Origin of the sequence: Cohnella sp. OV330, from assembly GCF_900112065.1 — a bacterium.
GTDB lineage: Bacteria > Bacillota > Bacilli > Paenibacillales > Paenibacillaceae > Cohnella.
In genome coordinates this window covers 530,044-553,054 of sequence record NZ_FOKE01000002.1, presented here as the reverse complement: position 1 = coordinate 553,054, position 23,011 = coordinate 530,044, and the positions used below count along the sequence as shown (strand labels likewise).

Below are 23,011 nucleotides of genomic sequence, written 5' to 3'. Positions count from 1 at the left end.
CTTCGGTCCAGTTGACGCCGACGACCTTGCATTTGACGAACGAGGCGTCCGCGAACTCGCTGTCCGTCACCTTGATGAAGTTCATGTTGCAGCTCTCGAAGGCGCAGCCGGAGAACTTGCACGCCCTTAACGCAGCCTCGCTAAAGTCGCAGTTCCTGAAGGTGCAATCGTAGAAGCGTACGGACGACAGCTCTTCATTTGCCAATTGAAGGTCGTTAAACGTCTCGTCATAGTACTCGTCTTCGGTGAACGCTGTCATGCGGCATCCGCTCCGTTCCTAAGGACTCTCCGCTAAGTATAGCACAGGCGGCGAAAGCCCGAGGACGTCAGATCCTCTTGAGAGAAGCGGCCGAGAGGAGTATACTGTAGTCAGTTCGATTACTGTTTTTATACGTCAGGAGGGACCGTACATGATTCAGATCACTGAGGCGGCCGGTCAGAAAATACAGGAAATGCTCGCAGCAGAGGAAAACGAAGGATTGTTCCTGCGCGTCGGCGTGCAAGAGGGCGGTTGCACGGGCTTCTCATACGGAATGGGCTTCGACGACGAACAGCACGAGGACGATCGCGTGCTCGACATCCGCGACTTGAAGGTCGTCGTCGACCAGGACAGCGCGAAGTACCTAAACGGCCTCGAGATCGACTGGAAAGAGTCGGGTCTCGGCGGCGGCTTTACGATTTTTAACCCGAACGCGACCGCGACCTGCGGCTGCGGCTCGAGCTTCCGCACCGCGACCGACGCAGGCAAGCCCGCTGCGGCCGGCGAGTGCTGACAAGGTCCGCTTAAACCAAAACCTCCCGAACAGGCGCATCTATTGCGCTTGGTCGGGAGGTTTCTTTGTCGTTCCCGGACCTAAGAACTAAGATCGCCAATTCCGCTAGCTGGCGGACAGAGGAGCCGTTATTTACGCCCATATCACCCAATCTGATTCGCGGACGGACACAGGATCCGCTATTTTCGCAATGGATGGCCGATTTGGCCTTGATTCGCCCTAATAACGTCCCTCCTGTCCGCAAACGCAGTAGATGGAGTGCTTTTTTACGAGTTAGCGCCCCAGTGTCCGCATCCGCTCCGGAATGACCCGCCACGCACCGCACTTAATCCAATTAGCCCTTACGCAGCGTCGAACGGTAAACAGGAATGAACGCATACAGCCCAATAAACAACAGAAACAAAGTCCACAAACTAGGCACGCCTGCAAGGCCGAGGTACAGCCCGACCGGCAGCGAGGCGCAGAAAGAAAGCCATTTGAGCCGGCGGCTGCGCAGGACAATCGAAGCTGCGACAGCGAGGGCCGGAAGGATCAGGAGCAAGTACGCGATCGCGATCGTCGAGGCGTTAAGCGGCGATACGCCGTGCTCGGCATAAGGATTCGCGTACATGAACATCAGCGCCAGCGCGATCGTCCCCGCCGGAGCCAGCAACAACACCAAGCGCATGCGTGATCCCCCATTCGCCGCCCTAATCCGTTCCGATCGACAGCAGCTCCCGAATGTCCTGCTCGCTGAGCGCGGACAGCGCCTCCGTCCCCGGGCGGATGACCTCGTCGATGAGGTGGCGCTTGCGCTGCTGCAGCTCGGTCATCTTGTCCTCCACGGTTCCCTGGGCTACGAGGCGGATAACCTGTACGGCGCGCTGTTGGCCGATCCGGTGCACGCGATCCGCCGCCTGCTGCTCCACCGCGGGATTCCACCAGAGATCGTACAGGATGACCGTATCGGCCCCGGTCAGATTAAGCCCCGTACCGCCCGCCTTCAATGAAGCCAGGAACAGCTCCCGCTCCCCCGCGTTGAACCGGTCGCACAGCTCCACCCGCTCTGCGGCTGGCGTGTCGCCGTCCAAGTAGAAATGGGTCATGCCGCGCGCGCCGAGCTCCCGCCGGATCATCGCCAGCATCGATGTGAACTGGGAAAACACGAGCGCGCGCCTGCCCGCGCTGCGGCAATCGTCCAACAGCTCGAGCAGCTGGTCGAGCTTGGCGGAGCCGCCGGCGTAATCTTCGACGAACAGCGCGGGATGGCAGCAGAGCTGGCGGAGCCGCGTGATGCCCGCCAGGATCCTGATCCGGTTGCGGTCCAGCGTATCCTGGTCCAGATGCTTCAGCGTCTCGGTCCTCAGCTTGGCCAGATAGGCCGCGTACAGCTTCTTCTGCGCCGGCAGCAGCTCGGAGGCGATGACCGATTCGATCTTGTCGGGCAGCTCGCGCAGCACGTCCGACTTGAGACGCCGCAGCACGAACGGTCGGATGCGGTCCGATACTTCCTCGCGGGACAGCTCGGCGAACGCGCGCCGGCCGGGGAACAAGCCCGGGAATACCGCGCCGGCAATGGAACGAAGCTCGTCCAGCGCATTTTCGATCGGCGTGCCCGTCAGCGCGAAGCGCTGCTCCGCGACGATCCGCTTGACGGCTTGGGCCGTCTGGGTCGTCTCGTTCTTGACCGCCTGCGCCTCGTCGAGGATGAGCGTGTGGAACGTCATGCCCGCATACAGCTGGATATCCTTGCGCAGCAGCGGATAAGAGACGATGACGGCATCGAAGCGGGACGGGTTCGCCAGCGCTTCCGCTCGCTCGTTTTTCGCGCCGTCGGCGATGCGGCACCGGATGTCCGGCGCGAACTTGCGCAGCTCGCTGTGCCAGTTGTACATGAGCGAGGCGGGGCAGACGATCAGCGCCGGCTGGCCGCGTTCGCGCATGACCGGCAGCATCGAGGCGACGAAGGCGATGCTCTGAATCGTCTTGCCGAGGCCCATGTCGTCCGCCAGAATGCCGCCGAAGCGATAGTGGGCGAGCGTCCGCATCCATTGATAACCGTATAATTGGTAATCGCGCAGCGTACCGACGAGCGCGGCCGGGGCGGAGGCGAAAGCGGCTTGATCCGGATGGCGAAGATCGTCGAGCAGGCCGCGAAGCGAGCGCCCGTGCTTCACGACCGTACCGCCTTCCGGCTCGAGCAGATGGAGGCCGCGGACGAGCGGCAGGCGCAGCTTGCCGTCCTTGAGCTCCGACGGGAGCATGCCGGTCGCGTCGAGCAGGCGGTTGATCTCCGCGAAGTCCTGGCCGTCCAGGGGCACGAGGGCGCCGCCGGTCATGCGGTAATAAGCGCGCTTCTCTACGAGCGCCTGCAGGAGCGATTTGATCTCGGCCTCGGGAATGCCCGAGATGTCGAATTTGAATTCGAGCCAGTCGGTTCGCTCGTCCGTATCGGCCGATACCTTGACGACGACCGGTTCGGGCAGCAGGCGGATGCGGACGGCCGCCGTGGCGTAAACGCCGAGCAGCGGTTCGAGCAGCGGAAGCACCCGGTACAAAAATTCGAATTCGCCTTCCTCGTCGCCGCCCATCACGTAGCCGGCTTCGGTGCGGACGAAGGCGCTGCCGTCCATAAGCTCGAGGATGCGCCGCTCGCGCTCGCCGTCCCGAACGAGGATCGGACCGTCGTCCGAACGCTTGGCGCCGGCGGCCTCCAGCGGATTGATGACGACGGAGCCGTAGTGAAACTCCAAACCCCCGAGCAGCCGGTCGCGCACGCGATCCAGGTACAGCTTGGCCTTCAGCGGCTCGCGCACGATCTTGTCCGACACGGCTTCGGCGATCTTCACGCTGCCGAGCCGCATAAGCCCGGGCACGACGCGTTCCATGAAGCCGTCCGCCTGTTCGCGCGGGATGCGAACCTGCCTCGCGTCGGCTGCCTTCGGCGTAACTGTCTGTGCCACCACCGTCGCCGTCGGCAGCATGCGCTGGAGCTGCGCCAGCTGCGCGCAGGAGGCGGCCGGCAGCTTGACGAGCCCGTCCTCCGTCAGCACGAGCCCGTATGCTTCCAATACCGTGACCGACGCCAGTCCTCTGACGTCCAGCTTGCAGCCGCCCTCCGCGTCGTCCGGATCGTAGTCGATCTCGTAGCGCACGGGCAGCGGTCCCTCTGCCGACGGCAAACCCGGCAGCAGACGCTCTCCGGCTTGAAGAGAAACGTCCGAGGCACGGCAGAGCAGCGCGTACAGCGACGCCCAGTCCTCCGGCGGGATCCGAAGCGCGCGTTGATTGCGCGCGCCGCTTAAGCCCGACGGCGACCGGACGAATGCCACGTCGCCGCGGTTAACGCGGACGAGCGCCCGAATGATCTCGTCGTCGGTCTCCGAAAAGCAGTGCAGCTCCGGATCGTAAGCGAAGGCCTTCGCTATCGGATGCGATTCGCCGCGCTCGACGCTGTCGAGCCAGCCTCCGATCTGCTTGACCGCATGCATCCGCCCCGATTCGGAGCCGATGCGCGCTTCGATGCCGAGCGCGTGTTCGCGGCCGTCGTCGAGCGGAACGCAGACGAAGGCGACTTGCAGCTGCTCTCGCGTCTCGAACCGTTTGCGGGCGCCGCTGCGCGAGACGGGCTTGGACGCGAACAGGCCGATCATTTTCGCGGCGAGTCCGTCGTCCGGGCCGGCTCCCTCCGCATCCGGGCGGCCGGCGCTCGCGCCAACCGCGGATTCGGGGGCGCTGCCCGCCAGCCGATGCTCGATGATCCGCAGCAGCGCGGCCGCAATATGGTTGCAGTATTTATCGTACGAAGCCAGGGAAGGGCAGGTGCAGGAGGCGGATACGTCTCCCGCACGCGAGATCCGGAGCTTGGTCTCGTAGACGGATCTGCCGCTTCCCTGGACGACGGCTTCGTAGACGCCGGCTTCGTCGTCGTACGCGGCGAAGGATACTTTGCCGGCGCGGGCGTAGGCCAGTCCGCTCTCGTAGGCGATGCGCCCGCAGAGCGAACGGACGGTCTGGCGCGTGACGGATGCGCTCATGGGGCTAGACTCCTCTTCTCTTCGCTGCCTGGCGGCAGGCAATCCGATATGTCCTATCTATGATACCAGATGCGAAGCCGTTAAGGGACGACGAGCGGGCGGCGCGCAGACTGTGAATAAAGTTGTCCCGCTTGTCCCCAGCGCTGCCCTTGAGATTCCGAGGCTTGTCCACAGAATCGTAGTGTTTTATGCACAGTCGAATGTGGGTAAAAGGGCAGGTTGGTCGCCATCCTCCGCCTGCCGACAAAAGGGCGGGTTGCCACGTCCATTCATCCAAGAAGCTGCGCGGATGTCCGAGTATGCTGGTTATATACCGCATATAAGGAGGACTGGCGCATGCATCAGCAGAACGGACGCATGCTGGCGAGCAAGTGGCTCAAAACGACTGCGCTTTTGACGAACGGCTATGTGGCGCGTCACATCCCGCCTACGAGAAAATACAGCACGGTGAATTTGAAGACGATGCTGAACCGTTACGGCATGGTCGTCCTGAAGCCTGTCCGCGGCGCTGGAGGCCATGGCGTCATCAAGGCTACGCGGGTCGGCAACGGGTATCAGCTTCACGCGAAAACCAGCGTTCGGTATTTCGGCACGTTCGCGGGGCTCTGCGGGCATATCGGCAGGCTCAAGGGAAGGCGCGCCTACCTGATCCAGCGCGGCATTCGGTTGGCCACGATCGGCGGAAGGCCGATCGATTACCGGGTCAAGCACGTGAAGACGGGAGCCGGCTGGCAAATCAGGGCGATGGTCGGACGCGTCGCGCGCAGAGGGCTGTTCGTCACGAACCTCTGCAGGGGAGGCACGCGGGTCACGGCGGGCCAAGGCATCGCGAGGTCGCTGTCGGGACGTCTCGTCGGCGTCAAGAAAAGCCAAATGCGCCATTTGACGCGCACGTCTACGGCGCTGCTGGAGAGCCGCTTTCCGGGCATCGGGCAGCTTGGCTACGACTACGGAATCGACCGCGGCGGACGGATTTGGATGCTTGAGGTCAACACGCGTCCGCAATGACGACTGAAGGAAGCTGATTTTTCTATTATTGGTAGCTATCATCGCAAATTTCGCTATGAATTATTTTTATGGAAAAAACAGTATTTTGCCTGTGGATAAATCCATCCACAATATCCATTCCGAGCAAACGCGGAAAACGGCTTTTTTCAACAATTTAATCACATCTTGTACACAGGTTGGTGTGGATAGCCAAGCGCTTGTCCGTCTGTCGAGGAGCATGCTATGATGCATCACGAAGAGCTCGCTGAGCGGGATCCTCGTCAGAATAGCCTGCTTAAGAAAGGGTGTAGGCCATGTTGCCGTTGTTGTCGGATGAGCTGCTACTGGAAGCTTACCAACATGCCGTCCGCTTGAAGCTGGAAAGGGAATTCGTTCATCTGCTGCACGCCGAGATCCGGCGCAGACAACTGCCCATTAAGGAAGAGCGGCTTGCGAAGTAGTCGCGCGCGTCCCGATCATATGGATGAAGGCATCCTCGCTTTTTCGGCCGTCCGGGCCGAGGGCAGGGATGCCTTCTTTATTATAAATGCGCCATTCGATGCGTTTAGAACTTCGAGCCGAACTTTCAGGTTGTCGAACGATCAAGGTGGCGGACATCGCCGCATGCGTCGGTAGAAGGCGGCGAACATGCCGGCGGAGCCGCCGCCGATGATGGCGACGTCCGCGGGCTTGGCCGATTCGAGGCCTAATCTCGGCCCCTCCGATTTTTCATGGACTTACCACTATTATAAGTCCGGCGCCCGGGCGAATAGGCCGCTGCCGCAAGCGGGGCGCACGCAGGATAAAGCCAGGCAGAACAGGGTAAATTTGTGGAGAAGTCCAAACGATTTTGTAACAATGAACCTTGAAATAGAAGGGTAAAGCCGATATGATTCTTTTGAGGCAAAGAGACAAATATGCCTATCTTCATTGTGGAATTTTTCACATGTTGAACACCAAACTGGATTGGATGGGATCCCATGAGCAGTATACCCAAAATCGTCATCCTAGGCGCGGGGTACGGCGGCGTCCTGACGTCGCTGCGTCTCCAAAAAGAGCTTAATTATAATGAAGCTGACGTGACGCTCGTCAATAAGCATGATTATCACTATATTACGACGCATCTCCATATGCCGGCGGCAGGCACGGATCATCCGGACAACGCGCGCGTGAGCATCTCCAAGCTCATCGACGAGTTCAAGATCGACTTCGTCAAGTCGACCGTCGTGCAGATCCGTCCGCAGGACCGCAAGGTCATCCTGGAGGACGGCACGTTATCCTACGATTATCTGATCATCGCGCTGGGCGGCGAGTCCGAGACGTTCGGCATCCCGGGCATGGCGGAAAATGCGTTCACGATCCGCAGCATCAACTCGGTCCGTCTCATCCGCGAGCATATCGAATACCAATTCGCCCGCTACAAGCGCGAACCGCACCGCACGGACTATCTGACGTTCGTCGTGGGCGGCGCGGGCTTCACCGGGATCGAGTTCATCGGCGAGCTGGCCGACCGCGTGCCGGACCTGTGCAAGCAGTTCGACGTGGACCGCTCGCTGGTCAAGATCATCAACGTCGAAGCGGCGCCGACCGCGCTGCCCGGCTTCGATCCGGAGCTGGTCGAGTACGCGATGGAGGTGCTGCGCAAGAAGGGCGTCACTTTCCGCATCGGCACGGCCATCAAGGAGTGCACGGCGGACGGCGTCATCGTCGGCGAGGGCGAAGAGATCAAGTCGCAGACCGTCATCTGGTCCGGCGGCGTCCGGGGCAACCGGCTGATCGAGGAAGCCGGCTTCGAGACGATGCGCGGACGCGTCAAGGTCGACGAATATCTGCGCGCGCCCGGCCACGAGAACATCTACGTGCTCGGCGACAACTCGTTGATGTTCAACCCGGAGGGGCGTCCTTATCCGCCTACGGCCCAGATCGCGATGCAGCAGGGCGTCAACTGCGCGCACAACCTCGTCGCTTCGATCCGCAATCAATCGCTGCGGCCGTTCGCGTTCAGCAACAAAGGCACGGTGGCTTCGCTCGGCAAGGGCGAGGCGATCGGGATGGCGTTCGGCAAAAAGTATAAAGGACGCGTCGCCGCCTGGCTGAAGAAGGCGATCGACCTTCGCTACCTGTTCATCATCGGCGGCATCCCGCTCGTGCTCCGCAAGGGCAAGTTCCTCTAATGCGCCATTGCAGCGTGCAGGTGCGCGGGCTGCTGACGCGGGACGAGCTCGACCGGTACAACGCGCTGATGGAAGTCGGCGGGTACCTCGAGTCGCAGCAGCGGTACGACTTGTCGGCGGTCGTGCAGGCCGAAGTGGACCTGCTCATCCAGCCGGGCATCGAGCGGCTTAAGGAAAAGGGACGCGAGCGCGACCGCATGTCGCAGGAGTATCTGGAAGAACGCCGGCGCGCGGAGTGGGAAGCGCAAATGCGCGCGGCGACGGACGACGAGGAAGACTAGGCGCGAGAGGCGCCGCGATAGGCAGGCCGGTTCCGATTCGATCGGACCCGGCCTGCCTTTGCGTTTGCCGCCGGTTTGCCGTCGGCTTGACGAAGCGGAGCCGCGGGCTGATAATAGGCCGTACTTGCAGTCATTCTAACGGTGGGGATGAGACCGAATGGCCTTCCTGAGAAGACTGTCGATCCGCTCGCAGCTGTTCATCCTGGCCGGATCGGCCATCCTCGTCATTCTGGCGATCATTTTGCATACGTACACGACCATGTCCGGGATGATCACCCGCAACCACGAAGCGTACGTCAAACAGACGATCGCGGAGATCAAGAAGAACGTCGCCTCCAATCGGGACGTTCTTTTCCGGCTGATGCAGACGATCTCGTACAATGCCGACGTCCAGAGCTTCCTGGTGGAGAAGAACGAGCTGCGGCGATACGAGATGTTCAAAGAGATCAGCCGGCTGCTCACCAGCCAGAGAGAGCTCAAGGACGGCATCCTCGACATCGTCGTATCCGGCGACAACGGCGCCTCGATCGACATCAACGGCGGCAGCCGTTATGTCGCCGAGCTGAACGGGCGGCTGCCCGACAAGTCGAACGCCTATTACGTGGACATGCGGCAGTTCGGCACGCTGTACGGCTCGGGACAAGGGCTCGTGTTCGCCACGACGATCTATTACGTGCAGCAAGGCGAACTGTTCAATACAAGAGTGGGCACGCTGTACTTCATCGTCGATCCCGCTTCGCTCGCGGGCGAGCAGGGTTACACGCTCAAGCAGACCAACACCCAGATCTACTTGTTAGACCGCGCGTACAAGATCATCGCCAGCAACACCGAGCGGGCGACCGGCAGCCGGCTCGCGGATCTGACCGGACGACTGCCCCAGAACGGCATCCTGTCGTTGAAATGGCAGGGCAAGCAATATGTCGTTCAAACCGAGAGCCTGCCGGGCGTCGATGCCGTTATTCTAAGCGCCGCACCCAAGGACGCGCTGCTGCGGGAGCTGCTCGATATCCGCAAGCAGGAGCTGATCATTCTGTCGATCGGGCTGCTCGCGCTGGCGGTGCCGCTCATGATCATCGTCAACAACATTTTGCGGCCCTTGAAGAAAATGATTTTTTTCATGACGACGGCCGCGAGCGGCGACAGCCTGAAGTTCAGGAAGCGCATCTCCCTCAAGGGCTACATGGAGATCAGCATCATGGCCTCGGCGTTCAACGGCATGCTGGACGAGATCGAGCATCTGACTCAGCGTCTGTTGGAGACGAACGCCAGGCTGTTCGGGACCGAGCTCGAGCGCAAAAAGTCGGAGCTCGCCTTTCTCCGCAGCCAGATCAATCCGCACTTTTTGTACAATACGCTCGAAGCGATCACCGGCATCGCGGCCGTGAACGGCCAGGACAACATCAAGACGATGACGCGCTCGCTGTCCAGCATTTTCAGGTACAGCGTCAAGGGCGCCGACGCCGTCCCGCTTTCCGAGGAGATCCGTATCGTGGAGGCGTACGCGCGCATCCAGCAGATCCGGTTCGCGGACCGGTTCACGGTGCGCTACCGGATCGCGCAGGCGGCGTCCGAACGCGTCGTGCCCAAGATGATCCTGCAGCCGCTCGTGGAAAACGCGATCTATCACGGCGTCGAGCCGACGCTGCGGCCCTGCGTGCTGGAGATCGCGGGAGAGATCGACGAGTCGGGCGACCTGATCGTCGACGTACGGGACGACGGCGTCGGAATGCCGGCTGAGCGTCTCGAGGAGCTTCGGCGGATGCTGCAGGGTCCCGCGTCCGGGCCGGTAGAGGCGGACGAGCCCCGGAGCATCGGGCTGGTCAACGTGAACAATCGACTGACGCTGACGTTCGGCGAGCCGTCGGGCTTGTCGATCGACAGCTCGCCGGACTGGGGTACGCATATCCGGCTGCGGTTCGCCCGCGAGAGGAGGGATTCGGATGCATAAGGTGCTGCTCGTCGACGACGAGAGCTGGGTCGTGGAGAGTCTGAAGGATCTGGTCGATTGGGAGCGCTACGGCTTCCGCGTGACCGGACAGGCTGCCAGCGGAGAAGAGGCGCTTGCGGCTATCGGCAGGCTGAAGCCGGACGTCGTATTCACCGATATACGGATGCCTGAAATGAATGGCTTGGAGCTGATCCGCAGAGGCAGGGAGCTTCCGGAGCCGATCCAGTTCGTCGTCGTCAGCGGCTACGCGGAGTTCGCGTACGCCCAGAAGGCGCTGGCTTACGGAGCGGCGGCCTACTGCCTCAAGCCGTTCGACGAGATCGAGATCGCGGGCGTGCTCGTCAAGCTGGCGGCCAAGCTGGACGCGCGAGGCGCGGATCCGGCCGAAACGCTGCTGCGGCTCCTCGACGAGCCCGATCCGGAGGTCGCGGACCGGCTGCTCGGCGAGCTGCGGGAGCGCGGACTCGCGGCGCGCATCGAAGCGGGCGTCGTGCCGGTCGTCGCGATCGGCGGGGGAGAGCCGCAGGGACTTGGGGGCGCCGTCTTCCGGCTGAAGACGGGAGCGTCCAAGACGGCCTACTTGGCCGGCGCCCGGGAAGTGCAGGCCGCCCGCGAGGGCTGGGAGGCCGGGATGCCTGAGGGCGTGACCGGCATCGGCATCGGCCGTCCGGTCGCGGACTGGCGGGCGATCCGCGACGCCATTGCGGAGGCGGACATCGCGGCGCACCAGCGCTTCGTCGCCGGGCGCGTCGGCGTCTACGAGCCGGCCCCCTGGCAGGAGGAAGCGCTGAATGCGTGCATGCTGGACGTCGGCAAGGCTGTCGAGGACAAGAACGGTCAGGCGCTTTCGGACGCATTTGCGCGCATCGGGGCGCTGTTCCGGGAAGGCGGACTGTCGATTCGGCACGCGTTTCAGGTATATAACATGACGAACTCCTTCCTGTTCAAGCTGGGCCGGACCGAGACGGCGCTGTACAGCTACGAACAGCTCGCCCAGGCGTTCGCCGACGTGCATGCCATGCTGGCGGGCCTTGCGGCCGTGTCGTCCCGCTATCTCAAGCAGAGCGACGTGCCGGTGCCGGAGACGCGCAACCAGACGTTTAACGCGATCCTGCAGTACGTGACCCAGCATTATCGGGACGATCTGTCGCTGCAGGGGCTGTCCGAGCAGTTTTTCATGAATCCGAGCTATATCAGCCAGCTGTTCAAAAAAGAAACGGGCGAAACGTTCACCGCCTACGTGGCCAGACTGCGAATCGGCCATGCGTGCGGGCTGCTTCGGGAGGGAGACGAGTCCGTCCAGGAGATCGCGGCCAGGATCGGTTACCAGGACTACTTTTATTTCACCCGGCTGTTCAAGAAGCTCACCGGACAGACGCCTTCGCAATATCGGGAGTCGCGATAGGCGGGTTCAAGAGGGATCCGCAGAACCGGCCGCTTTTGGCTATGCTTTATTTTTAGAACCTCTATGGATGTATTTTAGAAAACCTTCGCAGAAGGTTTTTTCTTTTCTTGCGAACGCTTTCAGATTGCAGGCAAATCCATAAATCCCGTGCATACCCCGCGCGGCCGCCGAGAGGGATAATAAGTCCCAGAGCAATGGCAGCGCTTACGGGAGGTACGCAATGGAAAAAAGATTAGGGAAGGAAATCTACAAGAGCCGTTATTTGTACATCCTGCTCCTTCCGACCGTGCTGTTCTACGTGCTGTTCCAATACTTCCCGATGTACGGCGTTCTGCTGGCATTCAAGGAATACCACATCCGGGAAGGAATACTCCGCAGCCCGTGGATCGGCATGAGCAACTTCGAGGAGCTGGTCAAGCAGAGCGAGTTCTGGCGTGCGTTCCGCAACACGATCATCATCAGCGTCGGACGGATCGCGCTTGAATTTCCGGCGGCCATCGCGCTCGCGCTGCTGATCAACGAGGTCGTTCGGCAGAAGCTGAAAAAGTTTTACCAGACCGTGTACACGTTCCCGCACTTCATCTCGTGGGTCATCGTAAGCGGCATCATGTTCAATTTCTTAAGCAACGACGGCGTCCTGAATCAGATCTTCGCGGCGCTGGGCTTCGGGAAACAGACGTTTCTGACCGACCCCGGACTGTTCCGCCCGATCATCTTCTTGTCGAACATCTGGAAGGAAGTCGGCTGGAGCGCGATCATCTATCTGGCGGCCATCGCAGGCATCAACCCGGAACTGTACGAGGCCGCGCGCGTCGACGGCGCCGGGCGCTGGCAGCAGCTGCGGGCGATCACCTGGCCTTCGATCCGGGGCACGGCGGCGATCCTGCTCATCCTTGCCGTGGGCAACGCGATGAACGGCGGGTTCGATCAGATCTTCAATCTGTACAACCCCGGCGTCTACGCGACGGGAGATATCATCGACACCTATGTGTACCGGGCGGCCTTTGCGGACGGCTCGAGCTTCGGGGTGACGACGGCGGCGGGACTGTTCAAAGCGGTGCTTAACTTCGCCCTCCTGTACGGCGCCAACTACATGGTGAAAAAACTCGGCGGAGAGGGGCTGGTCTAGATGGAGACGACGATCATGAGAAAAGCGAACGCCGAGCCGGCGCCGTCCGCTCTCCGCCGCAGACGTTGGAACTGGGCCGACATCGCCATCCACGCCGTTTTGATCCTGCTGACGATCGGCACGCTGTTCCCGTTTTACAACGTCCTGATCATGTCCTTCAGCGATTCGGCGGCGGTATCCAAGCAGGTCGTCTACCTGATCCCCACGACGTTCAAGACGACGGCTTACAGCTACATCTTCCAGGAGCCGCGCTTCCTGAAGGCATTCCTCGTCACGCTGTTCGTGACGGTCGTCGGCACGTCGGTCAACCTGATCGTCACGCTGACGGGCGCCTACGTACTGTCGAAGAAGGGCTACCCCGGGCGCGGGATAATCATGTCGGGCATCATCTTCACGATGTTTTTCAACGGCGGCCTCATCCCTTTCTACCTGACGATGAAAAACCTGCATCTCATCAACAACCTGTTCGTCATGGTGCTGCCGGTCGCGGTCAATACGTTTTACCTGATGATCTGCATCGCCTTTTTCCGAACGCTGCCGGCGGGTCTCGAAGAGTCCGCGAAAATCGACGGCGCGAACGATATCCAGGTGTTCTACAAGATCGCGCTTCCCGTCTCCAAGCCGATGATCGCGACGATCGCTCTCTTCTATGCGGTCGACCGCTGGAACGAATGGTGGTACGGCGTCCTGTTCATGACCGACGTGAACCTGCTGCCGCTGCAGGCGCTGCTGAGGGAGCTGCTCACGAACTATGCGCAGGTGCTGTCCGGCATTACGACCAGCGTCCGCTTCCAAGATTCGGGCCTGTATCCGGAGATGCTCAAGATGGCGGTGCTCGTCGTCAGCGCGCTGCCGATCGTCTGCCTGTACCCGTTCATGCAGCGATATTTCGCCAAAGGCGTGCTGATCGGCTCGATCAAGGGATAGTAAGAGCGACAAGCTTTTATTATAAAAATATCGAAGGGGACTACACACATGAAAAAAGCGAAGCTTCTGGGTTCTGCAGGACTATCCGCCGTCATGCTGGCTACCGTGCTCGCGGGCTGCGGCAACGATTCGAACGAGGAACAGGCTTCGTCTTCCGCGCCGGCCGCCGCTTCTTCGGAAGCAGCGTCTTCCGCTTCGGCCTCCCCTGCGGGGGACGCCAATCCGTTCGCGGAGCATTTGGACCTGTCCGTCTCCTGGTGGGGCATCGGGGTCGGCTTCGAGAAGCATGACGAGATCCTGCTGAAGCTCGAGAAAGACTTCAACGTCACCTTGAAGCCGATGGACATCGGGTGGGACAACTACAAAGAAAAAGCGCAGGTGTGGGCCGCGGCCGGACAGCTGCCCGACATCATCACGAACAGCATCACGAACGACAATCCCGCCACTTATAACGAATGGGTCAAGCAAGGGCTCGTGCATGCGCTGCCCGACGATCTGAGCGCTTATCCGAACGTCGAGAAGGTCGCCAAGGCGCCGGAAGTGCAGGGCATCTACCGCGAAGGCAAGCTGTACGCGATACCGCGCATGACGTATCCGAACACCGACCTGTGGGCCGTGGACCGCGCGATCTACGTCCGCAAGGACTGGATGGACAAGCTGGGCATTCAGGATCCCAAAACGTTCGAAGAGTTCGAAGCGATGCTGACAGCGTTCGCTACCAAGGACCCGGACGGCAACAACAAGCAGGACACGACCGGCATCGTCATGAACACGCTCGGCTATTTCAAATCGGTGTTCGTCCCGACCTTCCCGCAATTCGGCAATCAAAGCTGGCTGCAGGAGGACGGAAAGTGGATCCCGTTCTATGCGTCCAAGCAAATGGACAACGTCGTCGCGCAAGCCCGCAAGATGTACGCGGACGGGGCGCTCGACAAGGACTTCGCGGTCGAAAAGGCCGGCGAGGCCAACCAGAAGTTCTATCAGAACAAAGCGGGCGCGCTGGCGTTTAACGTCGATTCGGTGAGCGGTTCGACGGGCATCCGGGCCGAGTGGGAGAAAAACAATCCCGGCGAGAAATTCTTCGACCACGTGAAGCTTCTGCACCTGTGGCCGGCGGCCGACGGAACGGTTTATCGCCATACGACCAACTCGTGGTGGTCCGAGACGATGATCAACGCCGACGTCGACGACAAGAAGCTCGACCGCATCCTGCGCATCTACGACTGGCTGCTCTCTCCGGCAGGCAAGGAGATGTTCGACTACGGCATCGAGGGCAAGGACTTCACGAAGAGCGGCGATCAATACACGATTACGCGTCCGAAGGACGGCGATTCGTACATCGATCTGAAGAAGGAATACCCGTCCATGGACATCATTTCGCAGCTGGCGATGTGGCGCAACGTGAGCGCGATCGAGGATTCGCCGATTAATAGAGCCGCGAAGGGCGACGATGTGGTACAGTTCGTCCAGGACGAACTGAACTGGCAGATGCAAAACGCCAAGCCGATCCCGACGGCATTCGAGATCTTCACGATGTCGACGCCGGCCAAGGATAAGCTGTCGGCGATCAACTTCGACGACGACTTCACCCGCATGATCCTGAGCAAGGACGATCCGGTCGCGATGTGGCACGATATCGTCAAAGGCTACGACGGCAAGGGGCTGCAGACGGCAATCTCGGAAGTGACGGCGGAGATGGCGAAGCAGGGGAAGTAAGCGGTTGAAGTAGGGCTTACGGAATGCTAGAGTGCTAGAGGAAAGCAAGAGGAAGCTTGAGATAAACTTGAGGAAATGCCTGCCGGGTAGCCGGCCGGGCATTTCCTTGCTTGTGCGCGAAGAGCTTGAAGGAGCAGGGGGAGAATCATGCGCGATACGGAACAACAGGCGGGCGCGGAGCCGACGGTATGGCGGCTCGAAGACTTCGGCGCGCGGGCGGATTCCGGCGAGGATACGGTGTCCGCGATGCGGCGGGCGATCGCGGCGGCTGCAAGCGCGGGGGGACCGGCGCTTCTGACATGCGGGCCGGGCCGATACGATTTTTATGCCGAGGAAGCCGCTCGCGTGCCTTATTTCATCACGAACACGGCCAGCGAGACGGAGAATCCGGACATTACGAAGACGATCGGCATCTATATGAACGGCGTGCGCGATCTGACGCTGGACGGCGATGGGGCGCTATTCGTCTTTCACGGCAAGCAGACGATGCTCGCGCTGGACGGTTGCGAACGGATCGCGATTCGTAACTTGCACATGGATTACGCGGAGCCGACGGTGACGGAGGCGAAGGTGACGGGCGTCGGCGACGACTGGATCGAGCTGGAGATTCATGCGGATTCACGCTGTGTCGTGGAGGACGGCAAGCTCTATTGGATCGGAAAGGGCTGGCGGTTCCGCGAGGGACCGATGCAGGCATACGATCCGGCGCGCGATACGACCTGGCGTATCGACAATCTGATCGAGGCGGCGACGAAGGCGGAGTCGATCGAGCCGGGTCTGGTTCGGCTGGGCTTCGGCGATGCGGCGTCTGCGGTCAAGGTGCTGGCAGGGATAGAACCCGGCTATGTCCTGCAGAGCCGCGACGGCATCCGCGACCAGGTCGGCGCTTTCCTGCTGGACAGCCGCGATGTCGTCATGGAAGGCGTAGGCATGCACTTTATGCACGGGCTGGGCATCGTGGGGCAGTTCAGCGAGAACTTAACTTTTTTGCGGATGGCGCTTGCGCCGCGTGCAGAGACGGGCAGGACCGTCGCAGCCTTCGCGGACTGTATCCATCTGATGGGCTGCCGGGGCCGGATCGAGATCGCGGACTCCCGGTTTGCCGGCGCTCACGACGACGCGATTAACATCCACGGCACGTATTTGCAAATCGTGGACAGGCCGTCGCCGAACGCGGTGGAAGTGCGGTTCATGCATCCGCAGAGCTACGGCTTCGAGGCGTTTCGGGCCGGCGACGAGATCGAGTTCGCGAGGCGCCGCACGCTAACGGCGTTCGGAACCGGCCGGGTGCATTCAGTGGAGCGGATCGACGACCGGACAATAAGACTGATATTGGCGGAGCACGCACCGGCTGTGGATGATAGCGAGCCGGGGGATGTCGTCGAGAACGTGACTTGGACGCCGGAGGTGCGCATCGCCGGCAACCGCTTCGCCCGCATTCCGACGCGAGGCATCCTGATCACGACGCGCCGCAAGGCGACGATCGAAGGCAATACGTTCGAGCGGATGCGGATGAACGCCATCCTGATCGAAGGGGACGCGTCGTCCTGGTTCGAGTCGGGTCCGGTACATGACCTGACGATCCGGGACAATCGGTTCGTCGAATGCGGAGACGCCGAGTGCCCGGCGATCGCCATCACGCCGGCGGTCGACGTGCCGGACGCGGCGCGGCCGGTACACCGTCACATCCGTATCGAAGGCAATCGCTTCGAGACGCGGGAGGCCGTCGTGCTAAAGGCGAAGGGAGCGGCAGGCGTTTCTTTTAGGGACAACGAGATTCGGGCGGCGGCGGTACCAGGCGGCGGCTTCGGCGCGATCGAGGAGACGATTCGGATGAGCGATTGCGCGGATACGGACGTTCGGGACAACCGGTTTATAGTTTCGACAGATTAAATAGCTGCAAATATACATTTATTTCTGACCGATCCGAGCGCTTTGGAACCGATAACTGCAAAAATGCATCTATTTCTGTCCAATCCGGTCCCATGCGCCACCAGTAACAAAAATAACTGCATATTTGCGCTTATCGCGACCGGCCCTGGTTTAACGGAGAAAGTAGATGCAAAAATGCAGCTATTTCGGGGACGGCGGTTGCGAAGACAGTAAGGATGTCCGACGGCGGGGCGGGGGGCGTGAGAGGCGCAGAACTCCCGAACCTGGAGACTAACCTTGCGCGAGAGCTTCGGCACCGATTGCAATGACGGCTCCGACATCGGATAATAGCCCTAGGCGCGCGCCTTGCGCGCTTTTCTGATTCGATTGAAGTGGGGCTGCGTCTATGAAACCGACTACGATATACGATGTCGCCAGAGAGGCGGGCGTATCGATCGCTTCCGTCTCCAATGCCATCAACGGCAAAGGCAAGATCGGCAAGAAGAAACGCGAAGAAATATTGAAAGTGATGGAGCGGCTAAACTACCAGCCGAGCGTCATCGCGTCGGCGCTGACGGGCAAGAAGACGTATACGCTCGGACTGCTCATCCCGGACGTCGCCAACCCGTTTTTCGCGGAAATCGCGCGGGCGGTCGAGGATATCGCCCATTCGGCGGGATACAGCGTCATCACGTGCAGCACGGACAATCAGGACGAACGCGTGCTGGCGTATATTCGGCTGCTGGAGCAGAAAAGCGTCGACGGCATTCTCATCGGCACCGGCGGTGGCGCGGATATATTGGCGCAGCTGGCCGAGAAGCCGCTGCCGACAGTCACGATCGCCCGCGAGGTGCAGGGCTTGCCGGTGAGCGGCGTCGCCACCGACGACTTCCGGGGCGCGACGCTCGCCGCCGCGCATCTGCTCGCGCTGGGCCACCGCCGGATGGCGGTGCTCGCCGAGGACTTGAAGGTGAGCAGCAGCCAGGAGCGGGTGCGGGGTTTCCGCTTCTCGCTGTTCGAGGCCGGCATCCGGCTCGAAGACCGCGACATCCTGCCCTGCGCCTCCAGCATCGAGGACGGCAAACGAGCTACGCTCGAATTGCTGCGGCGCGAGGACCGGCCGACGGCGGTGTTCTGCAGCAACGAGCTGTTGGCGGTCGGGGCGCTCCAAGCGGCGCGGGAAGCCGGAATCAGCGTACCTGCCGAGCTGTCCGTCGTCGGCTACGACAACACGCTGCTCTCGACGGCGACCAATCCGCTGCTGACGACGATCGCACAGCCGATCGAGCAGATGGTGAAGCTGGCTTTTGAGCTGCTGATCGGAAGCGGGCAGGAGAGCGCCGGCCTCGTTCCTCAGCGGATCGTCATGCAGCCGGAGCTCGTCGAGCGCGAGTCGACGGCCATGCCGGGCACGGCGGAGCTCGATTAATGAGGAATCGCGGAAGCCTGGAGTGCGCTCCGGCTGTCCGCAGAAGGCATCCGAAGCCATGTCGCTTTTTTAGAGTTGAAAACGGCGGGGCTCTTTTTTAATATTAGGTTAAGCGCTTTACCCTTTTGGGATTATCGTTTAAAGTAGAGGAAGTAATCTAAACGTTGCAGGGGGAATGCGGCGGTGGCGCCAATCGAACGCGTGCACGTCATTTTCAAAACGCATCTGGATATCGGATTCACCCACCTCGCGGAGCAGGTCGTCCGGCAGTACATGGACGACTATATACCGAAGGCGATCGAGCTCGCCGAGCAGCTGGAGGCGGCAGGCGGCGCCGAGCGCTTCGTATGGACGACCGGCTCCTGGCTGATTAGCCGCTATCTGGACGAAGCGCGGCCCGAGGACAAGGCGCGCATGGCGCGCGCGATCGCGGCAGGCCATATCGCCTGGCACGGCCTGCCGTTCACGACGCATACCGAGCTGATGGACGCCGGGTTGTTCGAGGCCGGTCTCGCGATCGGCCTCGAGCTGGATAAGCGCTTCGGCAAGCGGACCGTCGCGGCCAAGATGACGGACGTCCCCGGGCATACGCTCGGCATGGTGCCGCTTATGGCGCAGGCAGGGCTGCGTTACCTGCATCTCGGCGTCAATCCGGCTTCCAAGCGGCCCGACGTGCCTCGCTTGTTCCGCTGGCAGGCCGAAGACGGCTCGGAGATCATCGTCAACTACGCCGGCAATTACGGCGAGGCGGTGGAGGTCGAGGGACTGGGCGACGCGCTGCTGTTCGCCCATACCGGCGACAACTGCGGACCGCCGGATGCGGAGGAGATTCGCCAGCAGTTCAGGGACATCGAACGTCGCTATCCGGGCGCGCAGGTGCTGGCCTCGACGATGGACGCCTTTGCGCTGCAGCTCGAGACCGTACGCGGCAAGCTGCCGGTCGTCCGCGAGGAGATCGGGGACACTTGGATTCACGGCGCCGGCACCGATCCGCTGAAGCTCGCCAGGCTGCGTACGCTGCAGCGGCTGCGGGGCGAGTGGCTGGCGAATGGTAGGCTGCGGGCGGACGAAGCTGCCTGCCGCGCGATAAACGAGGCGCTGCTGCTCACCGCGGAGCATACGTGGGGGCTGGACGTAAAGAAGTGGCTGCCCGATTTTCGCAACTATGCCAAGGCCGACTTCATGGAGGCGCGCCGCCGAGACATCGTCGATCCGCACGACCAGCCCGCGAAGTTCGCCTACATCGGCGCGTTCGCCATGGACGAATTCGACAAGCATTCGGCCGGGCTGTTCGAAGGAGAAGAGAGCGTGCGGTCGTACGCCATGATCGAGCGCTCCTGGGCGGAGCAGCGCGCGTATGTCGAGCAAGCGGTCCAGGCGCTGCCTTCGGCGCTCCGAGTAGAAGCGGAGGCGGCGCTCGCCGAGCTGGAGCCGCGCCGTACGGATACGGATACGGATACGGATACGGATACGGCCGGCTTCGCCGAGCGGCGCCCGCACGAGCGGTACAAGAGCGGCGGGTTCGAGCTCGCTTTTGCGGACGACGGTTCGCTCTCGCATCTGTCGGACAGCGCCGGCAAGCAGTGGGTCGCCGAAGGCGAGGGCGGAGGCGTCGGCGCCTACGTGTACGAGACGTTCGGCACGGACAGCTACGGTCATTATTTTCGCACGTACATGCAAAATCTGCCGGTCACCCATCCTTGGGCCGACGCCGACTTCGGCAAGCCCGGCTTCGAATTCGTCCGCCCGCTGCCGAGCCACAAGGCCTACCGGCCTACGATTGTCGACATTCGGCATGCGGCGGATACTTCGGGTGAGCGGTACGTGCTACGCCTGCGCATGCCCGAGGAATCGTGGACGCTGTACGGCGCGCCGCGGGAGCTGGAGTTGACTTATGCGTTCGGCGCGGACGACAGGGACGAGATCGGCCTGACGCTGCAGTGGTTCGGCAAGGACGCGAGCCGGCTGCCCGAGGCGAGCTGGTTCGGCTGCGGACTCCAGGTCGGCAATCCGAACCGCTGGACGATGGACAAAATGGGTAGCGCCGTGTCGCCGCTGCAGGTCGTGCAAGGCGGCAACCGCAACCTGCATGCCGTAGGCACGGGCGTGAACTACCGGGGAGCGGACGGCGAGGCGGACATCGTGACGCTGGATGCAGCGCTTGCGGCGCCCGGACAGCGGAGGCTGCTTCAGTTCGACGGCACGTTCGCGACGCTGGACGGCGGCTGGCATTTTAACCTGCACAACAACATCTGGGGCACCAACTTCCCGATGTGGTACGGGGAAGACGGGAAATTCCGCTTCCGGCTGAAGCTGCGGTCGAATCCGATCTAGAGGCGGCGGACCGGCTGCGGGGAGACGCCGAGAGCACGGTGCGGAATAGCGGCGGAGCGAGATCGAATGCGATTTCGCAACCGTTTTTCTCGCCTGTTGGATTAAGCGCTTAATCCCATTAAACGATTGGAGGACTTGGCTTATGGAAACGATCCGACTGACGATGGCGCAGGCGCTGCTCCGGTTCCTGGACGCGCAGTACATCAGCGAGGACGGGGTAGAGACGAAGTTCGTGGCGGGCGTTATGGGCATCTTCGGCCATGGCAACGTGACCGGCATCGGAGAAGCGTTGGAGCGAAGCCCGGGCAGCCTGACCTACGTGCAGGGCAAAAACGAGCAGGGCATGGCCCATGCCGCGACCGCGTACGCCAAGCAGAAAAACCGCAAGCAAATTTACGCCTGCACGTCCTCGATCGGGCCGGGCGCGCTCAACATGGTGACGGCGGCGGGCACCGCGACCGTCAACCGGATCCCGCTGCTTCTGCTGCCCGGCGACAACTTCGCGTCCCGCCAGCCCGATCCGGTGCTGCAGCAGATCGAGGCGCCGGGCGACTACACCGTGTCCGCCACGGACTGCTTCAAGCCGGTCAGCCGCTACTGGGATCGGATCGTCCGGCCGGAGCAGCTCATGAGCGCGGCGCTGAACGCGATGCGCGTGCTGACGGATCCGGCGGAGACGGGCGCCGTGACGCTCGCGCTCCCGCAGGACGTGCAAGCCGAGGCCTACGACTATCCGGCTTCCTTTTTCGCGAAGCGCGTTTATTACCGCGACCGCACCTTGCCCGCCCCGGAGGCGATCGAGCGCTGCGTCCGTCTTGCGGCCGCGGCCAAGCGACCGCTCATCGTGGCCGGCGGCGGCGTCCGCTATTCCGGCGCGTCCGAGGCGCTGGCCGCGCTGGCGGAAGCCTTCGGCATCCCGGTCGCCGAGACGCAGGCGGGCCGCGGCTCGCTGCCCTGGAGCCATCCGCTCAACGTAGGCGGCATCGGCGTGACGGGCGGGCTCGCGGCGAACCGGCTCGCGAAGGAGGCGGACCTGATTATCGGCATCGGCACCCGCTACTCCGACTTCACGACCGCCTCGAAGTCCGCGTTCGCCCGCGAGGGCGCAGCCTTTCTCAATATCAACGTCAACGGCCTGGACGCCGCCAAGCTGGAAGGCACGGCCTGGATCGGCGATGCGAAGGGGGCGCTGGAGATGCTGCTTGAGCGTCTGTTCGCGCTCGGCTATCGCACCGCTTACGGCGCAGACGAGATCGCGGATATCCGCGCGCTGTGGAACGCCGAGATCGACCGGCTGTACGCGCTCGAGCGCGAGGACGGCTTGGCGCAGACGCGCGCGCTCGGCGTCGTCAACGAGACGCTCGGCGACGAGGCGGTCATCGTATGCGCGGCAGGCAGCCTGCCCGGCGACCTGCAGCGGCTTTGGCGGACCGGCACGCCGGACGGCTACCATCTCGAATACGGCTTCTCGTGCATGGGCTACGAGGTGAGCGGCGCCTTCGGCGCGGCGCTGGCCGCGCCGGATCGCGAGGTGTACGCGCTCGTCGGCGACGGCAGCTATCTGATGCTGCACTCCGAGCTCGTCACGAGCCTGCAGGAGGGACGCAAGTTCACGATCCTGCTGTTCGACAACCACGGCTTCCAATGCATCCACAACCTGCAGCGCGGGCACGGCAGCGACGGCTTCGGCAACGAATTCCGCTACCGCGAGCCATCCTCATCTCGCTACACCGGCGCGTATATGCCGATGGACTTCGCGGCGCACGCCCGCAGTCTGGGAGCGGCCGCCTACAAGGCCGATTCGGCCGAGACGCTCCGCGAGGCGCTGATGCGCGCCCGGGAGGAGCAGGTCACGACGCTGATCGAGATCTCCGTGCTGCCCGGCACGAATACGGACGGCTACGAGTCGTGGTGGAACGTGGGCGTACCGGAGGTGTCGGCAGGCGAGCGGGTGGTCGCGGCGCATGCGGACATGAAGCGGAGGATCGGCGAGGCCAGACCTTATTAGGAGGGATTTTCA

The 23,011-nt window shown here is 62.1% G+C and carries 16 protein-coding genes and 1 pseudogene; 14 read left to right on the top strand and 3 right to left on the bottom strand.

Annotated elements, in window-relative coordinates; all coding sequences use genetic code 11:
* Positions 1 to 91 precede the first annotated feature (91 nt).
* Positions 92 to 262: pseudogene (locus BM235_RS32825) on the bottom strand (pentapeptide repeat-containing protein); the annotation flags it as partial.
* 148 nt (positions 263 to 410) lie between these two features.
* Here BM235_RS32825 and BM235_RS06195 point away from each other — a divergent pair.
* Positions 411 to 773 (top strand): HesB/IscA family protein, encoded by a 363-nt coding sequence (locus BM235_RS06195; protein ID WP_090110616.1) that lies wholly within the window; start codon positions 411 to 413, stop codon positions 771 to 773.
* 334 nt (positions 774 to 1,107) lie between these two features.
* On the opposite strand, the gene BM235_RS06190 is transcribed toward BM235_RS06195, so the two are convergent.
* Together BM235_RS06190 and BM235_RS06185 are read right to left on the bottom strand one after the other, a co-directional pair.
* A complete protein-coding gene (locus BM235_RS06190; protein ID WP_090110614.1) occupies positions 1,108 to 1,440 on the bottom strand; it encodes a hypothetical protein in 333 nt (110 codons plus the stop codon).
* A 22-nt stretch (positions 1,441 to 1,462) separates the two neighbouring features.
* Entirely contained in the window at positions 1,463 to 4,789 is a 3,327-nt protein-coding gene (locus tag BM235_RS06185; protein ID WP_090110612.1) for a DEAD/DEAH box helicase, read from the bottom strand.
* Positions 4,790 to 5,125: 336 nt separating this feature from the next.
* On the opposite strand from BM235_RS06185, the gene BM235_RS06180 reads away from it, so the two are divergent.
* The 13 genes from BM235_RS06180 (at position 5,126) to iolD (ending at position 22,999) form a co-directional block, all read left to right on the top strand.
* Entirely contained in the window at positions 5,126 to 5,797 is a 672-nt protein-coding gene (locus BM235_RS06180; RefSeq protein WP_090110610.1) for a YheC/YheD family protein, read from the top strand.
* Between the two features lie 293 nt (positions 5,798 to 6,090).
* Positions 6,091 to 6,237: a sporulation histidine kinase inhibitor Sda gene (sda, locus tag BM235_RS06175; protein ID WP_090110608.1), complete on the top strand. Its 147-nt coding sequence runs from the start codon at positions 6,091 to 6,093 to the stop codon at positions 6,235 to 6,237.
* 519 nt (positions 6,238 to 6,756) lie between these two features.
* Complete coding sequence (locus BM235_RS06165) at positions 6,757 to 7,950, top strand: NAD(P)/FAD-dependent oxidoreductase (RefSeq protein WP_090110604.1); 1,194 nt, start codon at positions 6,757 to 6,759, stop codon at positions 7,948 to 7,950.
* Positions 7,950 to 8,231 (top strand): hypothetical protein, encoded by a 282-nt coding sequence (locus BM235_RS06160; protein WP_090110602.1) that lies wholly within the window; start codon positions 7,950 to 7,952, stop codon positions 8,229 to 8,231. The genes BM235_RS06165 and BM235_RS06160 overlap by 1 nt, the downstream gene beginning before the upstream one ends.
* A gap of 157 nt (positions 8,232 to 8,388) precedes the next feature.
* Positions 8,389 to 10,179: a sensor histidine kinase gene (locus BM235_RS06155; protein ID WP_090110600.1), complete on the top strand. Its 1,791-nt coding sequence runs from the start codon at positions 8,389 to 8,391 to the stop codon at positions 10,177 to 10,179.
* Positions 10,172 to 11,584 (top strand): response regulator transcription factor, encoded by a 1,413-nt coding sequence (locus BM235_RS06150; RefSeq protein WP_090110598.1) that lies wholly within the window; start codon positions 10,172 to 10,174, stop codon positions 11,582 to 11,584. The genes BM235_RS06155 and BM235_RS06150 overlap by 8 nt, the downstream gene beginning before the upstream one ends.
* Positions 11,585 to 11,804: 220 nt before the next feature.
* A complete protein-coding gene (locus BM235_RS06145) occupies positions 11,805 to 12,713 on the top strand; it encodes an ABC transporter permease (RefSeq protein ID WP_090110596.1) in 909 nt (302 codons plus the stop codon).
* A gap of 15 nt (positions 12,714 to 12,728) precedes the next feature.
* Entirely contained in the window at positions 12,729 to 13,640 is a 912-nt protein-coding gene (locus BM235_RS06140; RefSeq protein WP_255374092.1) for a carbohydrate ABC transporter permease, read from the top strand.
* Positions 13,641 to 13,688: 48 nt separating this feature from the next.
* Positions 13,689 to 15,356 (top strand): type 2 periplasmic-binding domain-containing protein, encoded by a 1,668-nt coding sequence (locus tag BM235_RS06135; RefSeq protein WP_090110592.1) that lies wholly within the window; start codon positions 13,689 to 13,691, stop codon positions 15,354 to 15,356.
* 147 nt (positions 15,357 to 15,503) lie between these two features.
* The gene (locus BM235_RS06130) at positions 15,504 to 17,249 is read left to right on the top strand and encodes a right-handed parallel beta-helix repeat-containing protein (protein WP_090110590.1); all 1,746 of its coding nucleotides are present in this window, start codon (positions 15,504 to 15,506) and stop codon (positions 17,247 to 17,249) included.
* Between the two features lie 385 nt (positions 17,250 to 17,634).
* Complete coding sequence (locus BM235_RS06125; protein WP_090110588.1) at positions 17,635 to 18,657, top strand: LacI family DNA-binding transcriptional regulator; 1,023 nt, start codon at positions 17,635 to 17,637, stop codon at positions 18,655 to 18,657.
* A gap of 183 nt (positions 18,658 to 18,840) precedes the next feature.
* Positions 18,841 to 20,991: a DUF5054 domain-containing protein gene (locus tag BM235_RS06120; protein ID WP_110468937.1), complete on the top strand. Its 2,151-nt coding sequence runs from the start codon at positions 18,841 to 18,843 to the stop codon at positions 20,989 to 20,991.
* 142 nt (positions 20,992 to 21,133) lie between these two features.
* Positions 21,134 to 22,999, top strand: a complete 1,866-nt coding sequence (gene iolD, locus BM235_RS06115; RefSeq protein ID WP_090110586.1) for a 3D-(3,5/4)-trihydroxycyclohexane-1,2-dione acylhydrolase (decyclizing) — start codon at positions 21,134 to 21,136, stop codon at positions 22,997 to 22,999.
* The last annotated feature ends 12 nt before the right edge of the window (positions 23,000 to 23,011 follow it).

What these genes read in the sequence shown, in the direction of transcription:
- BM235_RS06190 (WP_090110614.1), bottom strand. Translation starts at nt 1,440, where the DNA reads ATGCGCTTGGTGTTGTTGCTGGCTCCGGCGGGGACGATCGCGCTGGCG.
- sda (WP_090110608.1), top strand. Translation starts at nt 6,091, where the DNA reads ATGTTGCCGTTGTTGTCGGATGAGCTGCTACTGGAAGCTTACCAACAT.
- BM235_RS06185 (WP_090110612.1), bottom strand. Translation starts at nt 4,789, where the DNA reads ATGAGCGCATCCGTCACGCGCCAGACCGTCCGTTCGCTCTGCGGGCGC.
- BM235_RS06140 (WP_255374092.1), top strand. Translation starts at nt 12,729, where the DNA reads ATGAGAAAAGCGAACGCCGAGCCGGCGCCGTCCGCTCTCCGCCGCAGA.
- BM235_RS06165 (WP_090110604.1), top strand. Translation starts at nt 6,757, where the DNA reads ATGAGCAGTATACCCAAAATCGTCATCCTAGGCGCGGGGTACGGCGGC.
- BM235_RS06125 (WP_090110588.1), top strand. Translation starts at nt 17,635, where the DNA reads ATGAAACCGACTACGATATACGATGTCGCCAGAGAGGCGGGCGTATCG.
- BM235_RS06180 (WP_090110610.1), top strand. Translation starts at nt 5,126, where the DNA reads ATGCATCAGCAGAACGGACGCATGCTGGCGAGCAAGTGGCTCAAAACG.
- BM235_RS06155 (WP_090110600.1), top strand. Translation starts at nt 8,389, where the DNA reads ATGGCCTTCCTGAGAAGACTGTCGATCCGCTCGCAGCTGTTCATCCTG.
- iolD (WP_090110586.1), top strand. Translation starts at nt 21,134, where the DNA reads ATGGAAACGATCCGACTGACGATGGCGCAGGCGCTGCTCCGGTTCCTG.
- BM235_RS06145 (WP_090110596.1), top strand. Translation starts at nt 11,805, where the DNA reads ATGGAAAAAAGATTAGGGAAGGAAATCTACAAGAGCCGTTATTTGTAC.
- BM235_RS06150 (WP_090110598.1), top strand. Translation starts at nt 10,172, where the DNA reads ATGCATAAGGTGCTGCTCGTCGACGACGAGAGCTGGGTCGTGGAGAGT.
- BM235_RS06195 (WP_090110616.1), top strand. Translation starts at nt 411, where the DNA reads ATGATTCAGATCACTGAGGCGGCCGGTCAGAAAATACAGGAAATGCTC.
- BM235_RS06135 (WP_090110592.1), top strand. Translation starts at nt 13,689, where the DNA reads ATGAAAAAAGCGAAGCTTCTGGGTTCTGCAGGACTATCCGCCGTCATG.
- BM235_RS06130 (WP_090110590.1), top strand. Translation starts at nt 15,504, where the DNA reads ATGCGCGATACGGAACAACAGGCGGGCGCGGAGCCGACGGTATGGCGG.
- BM235_RS06160 (WP_090110602.1), top strand. Translation starts at nt 7,950, where the DNA reads ATGCGCCATTGCAGCGTGCAGGTGCGCGGGCTGCTGACGCGGGACGAG.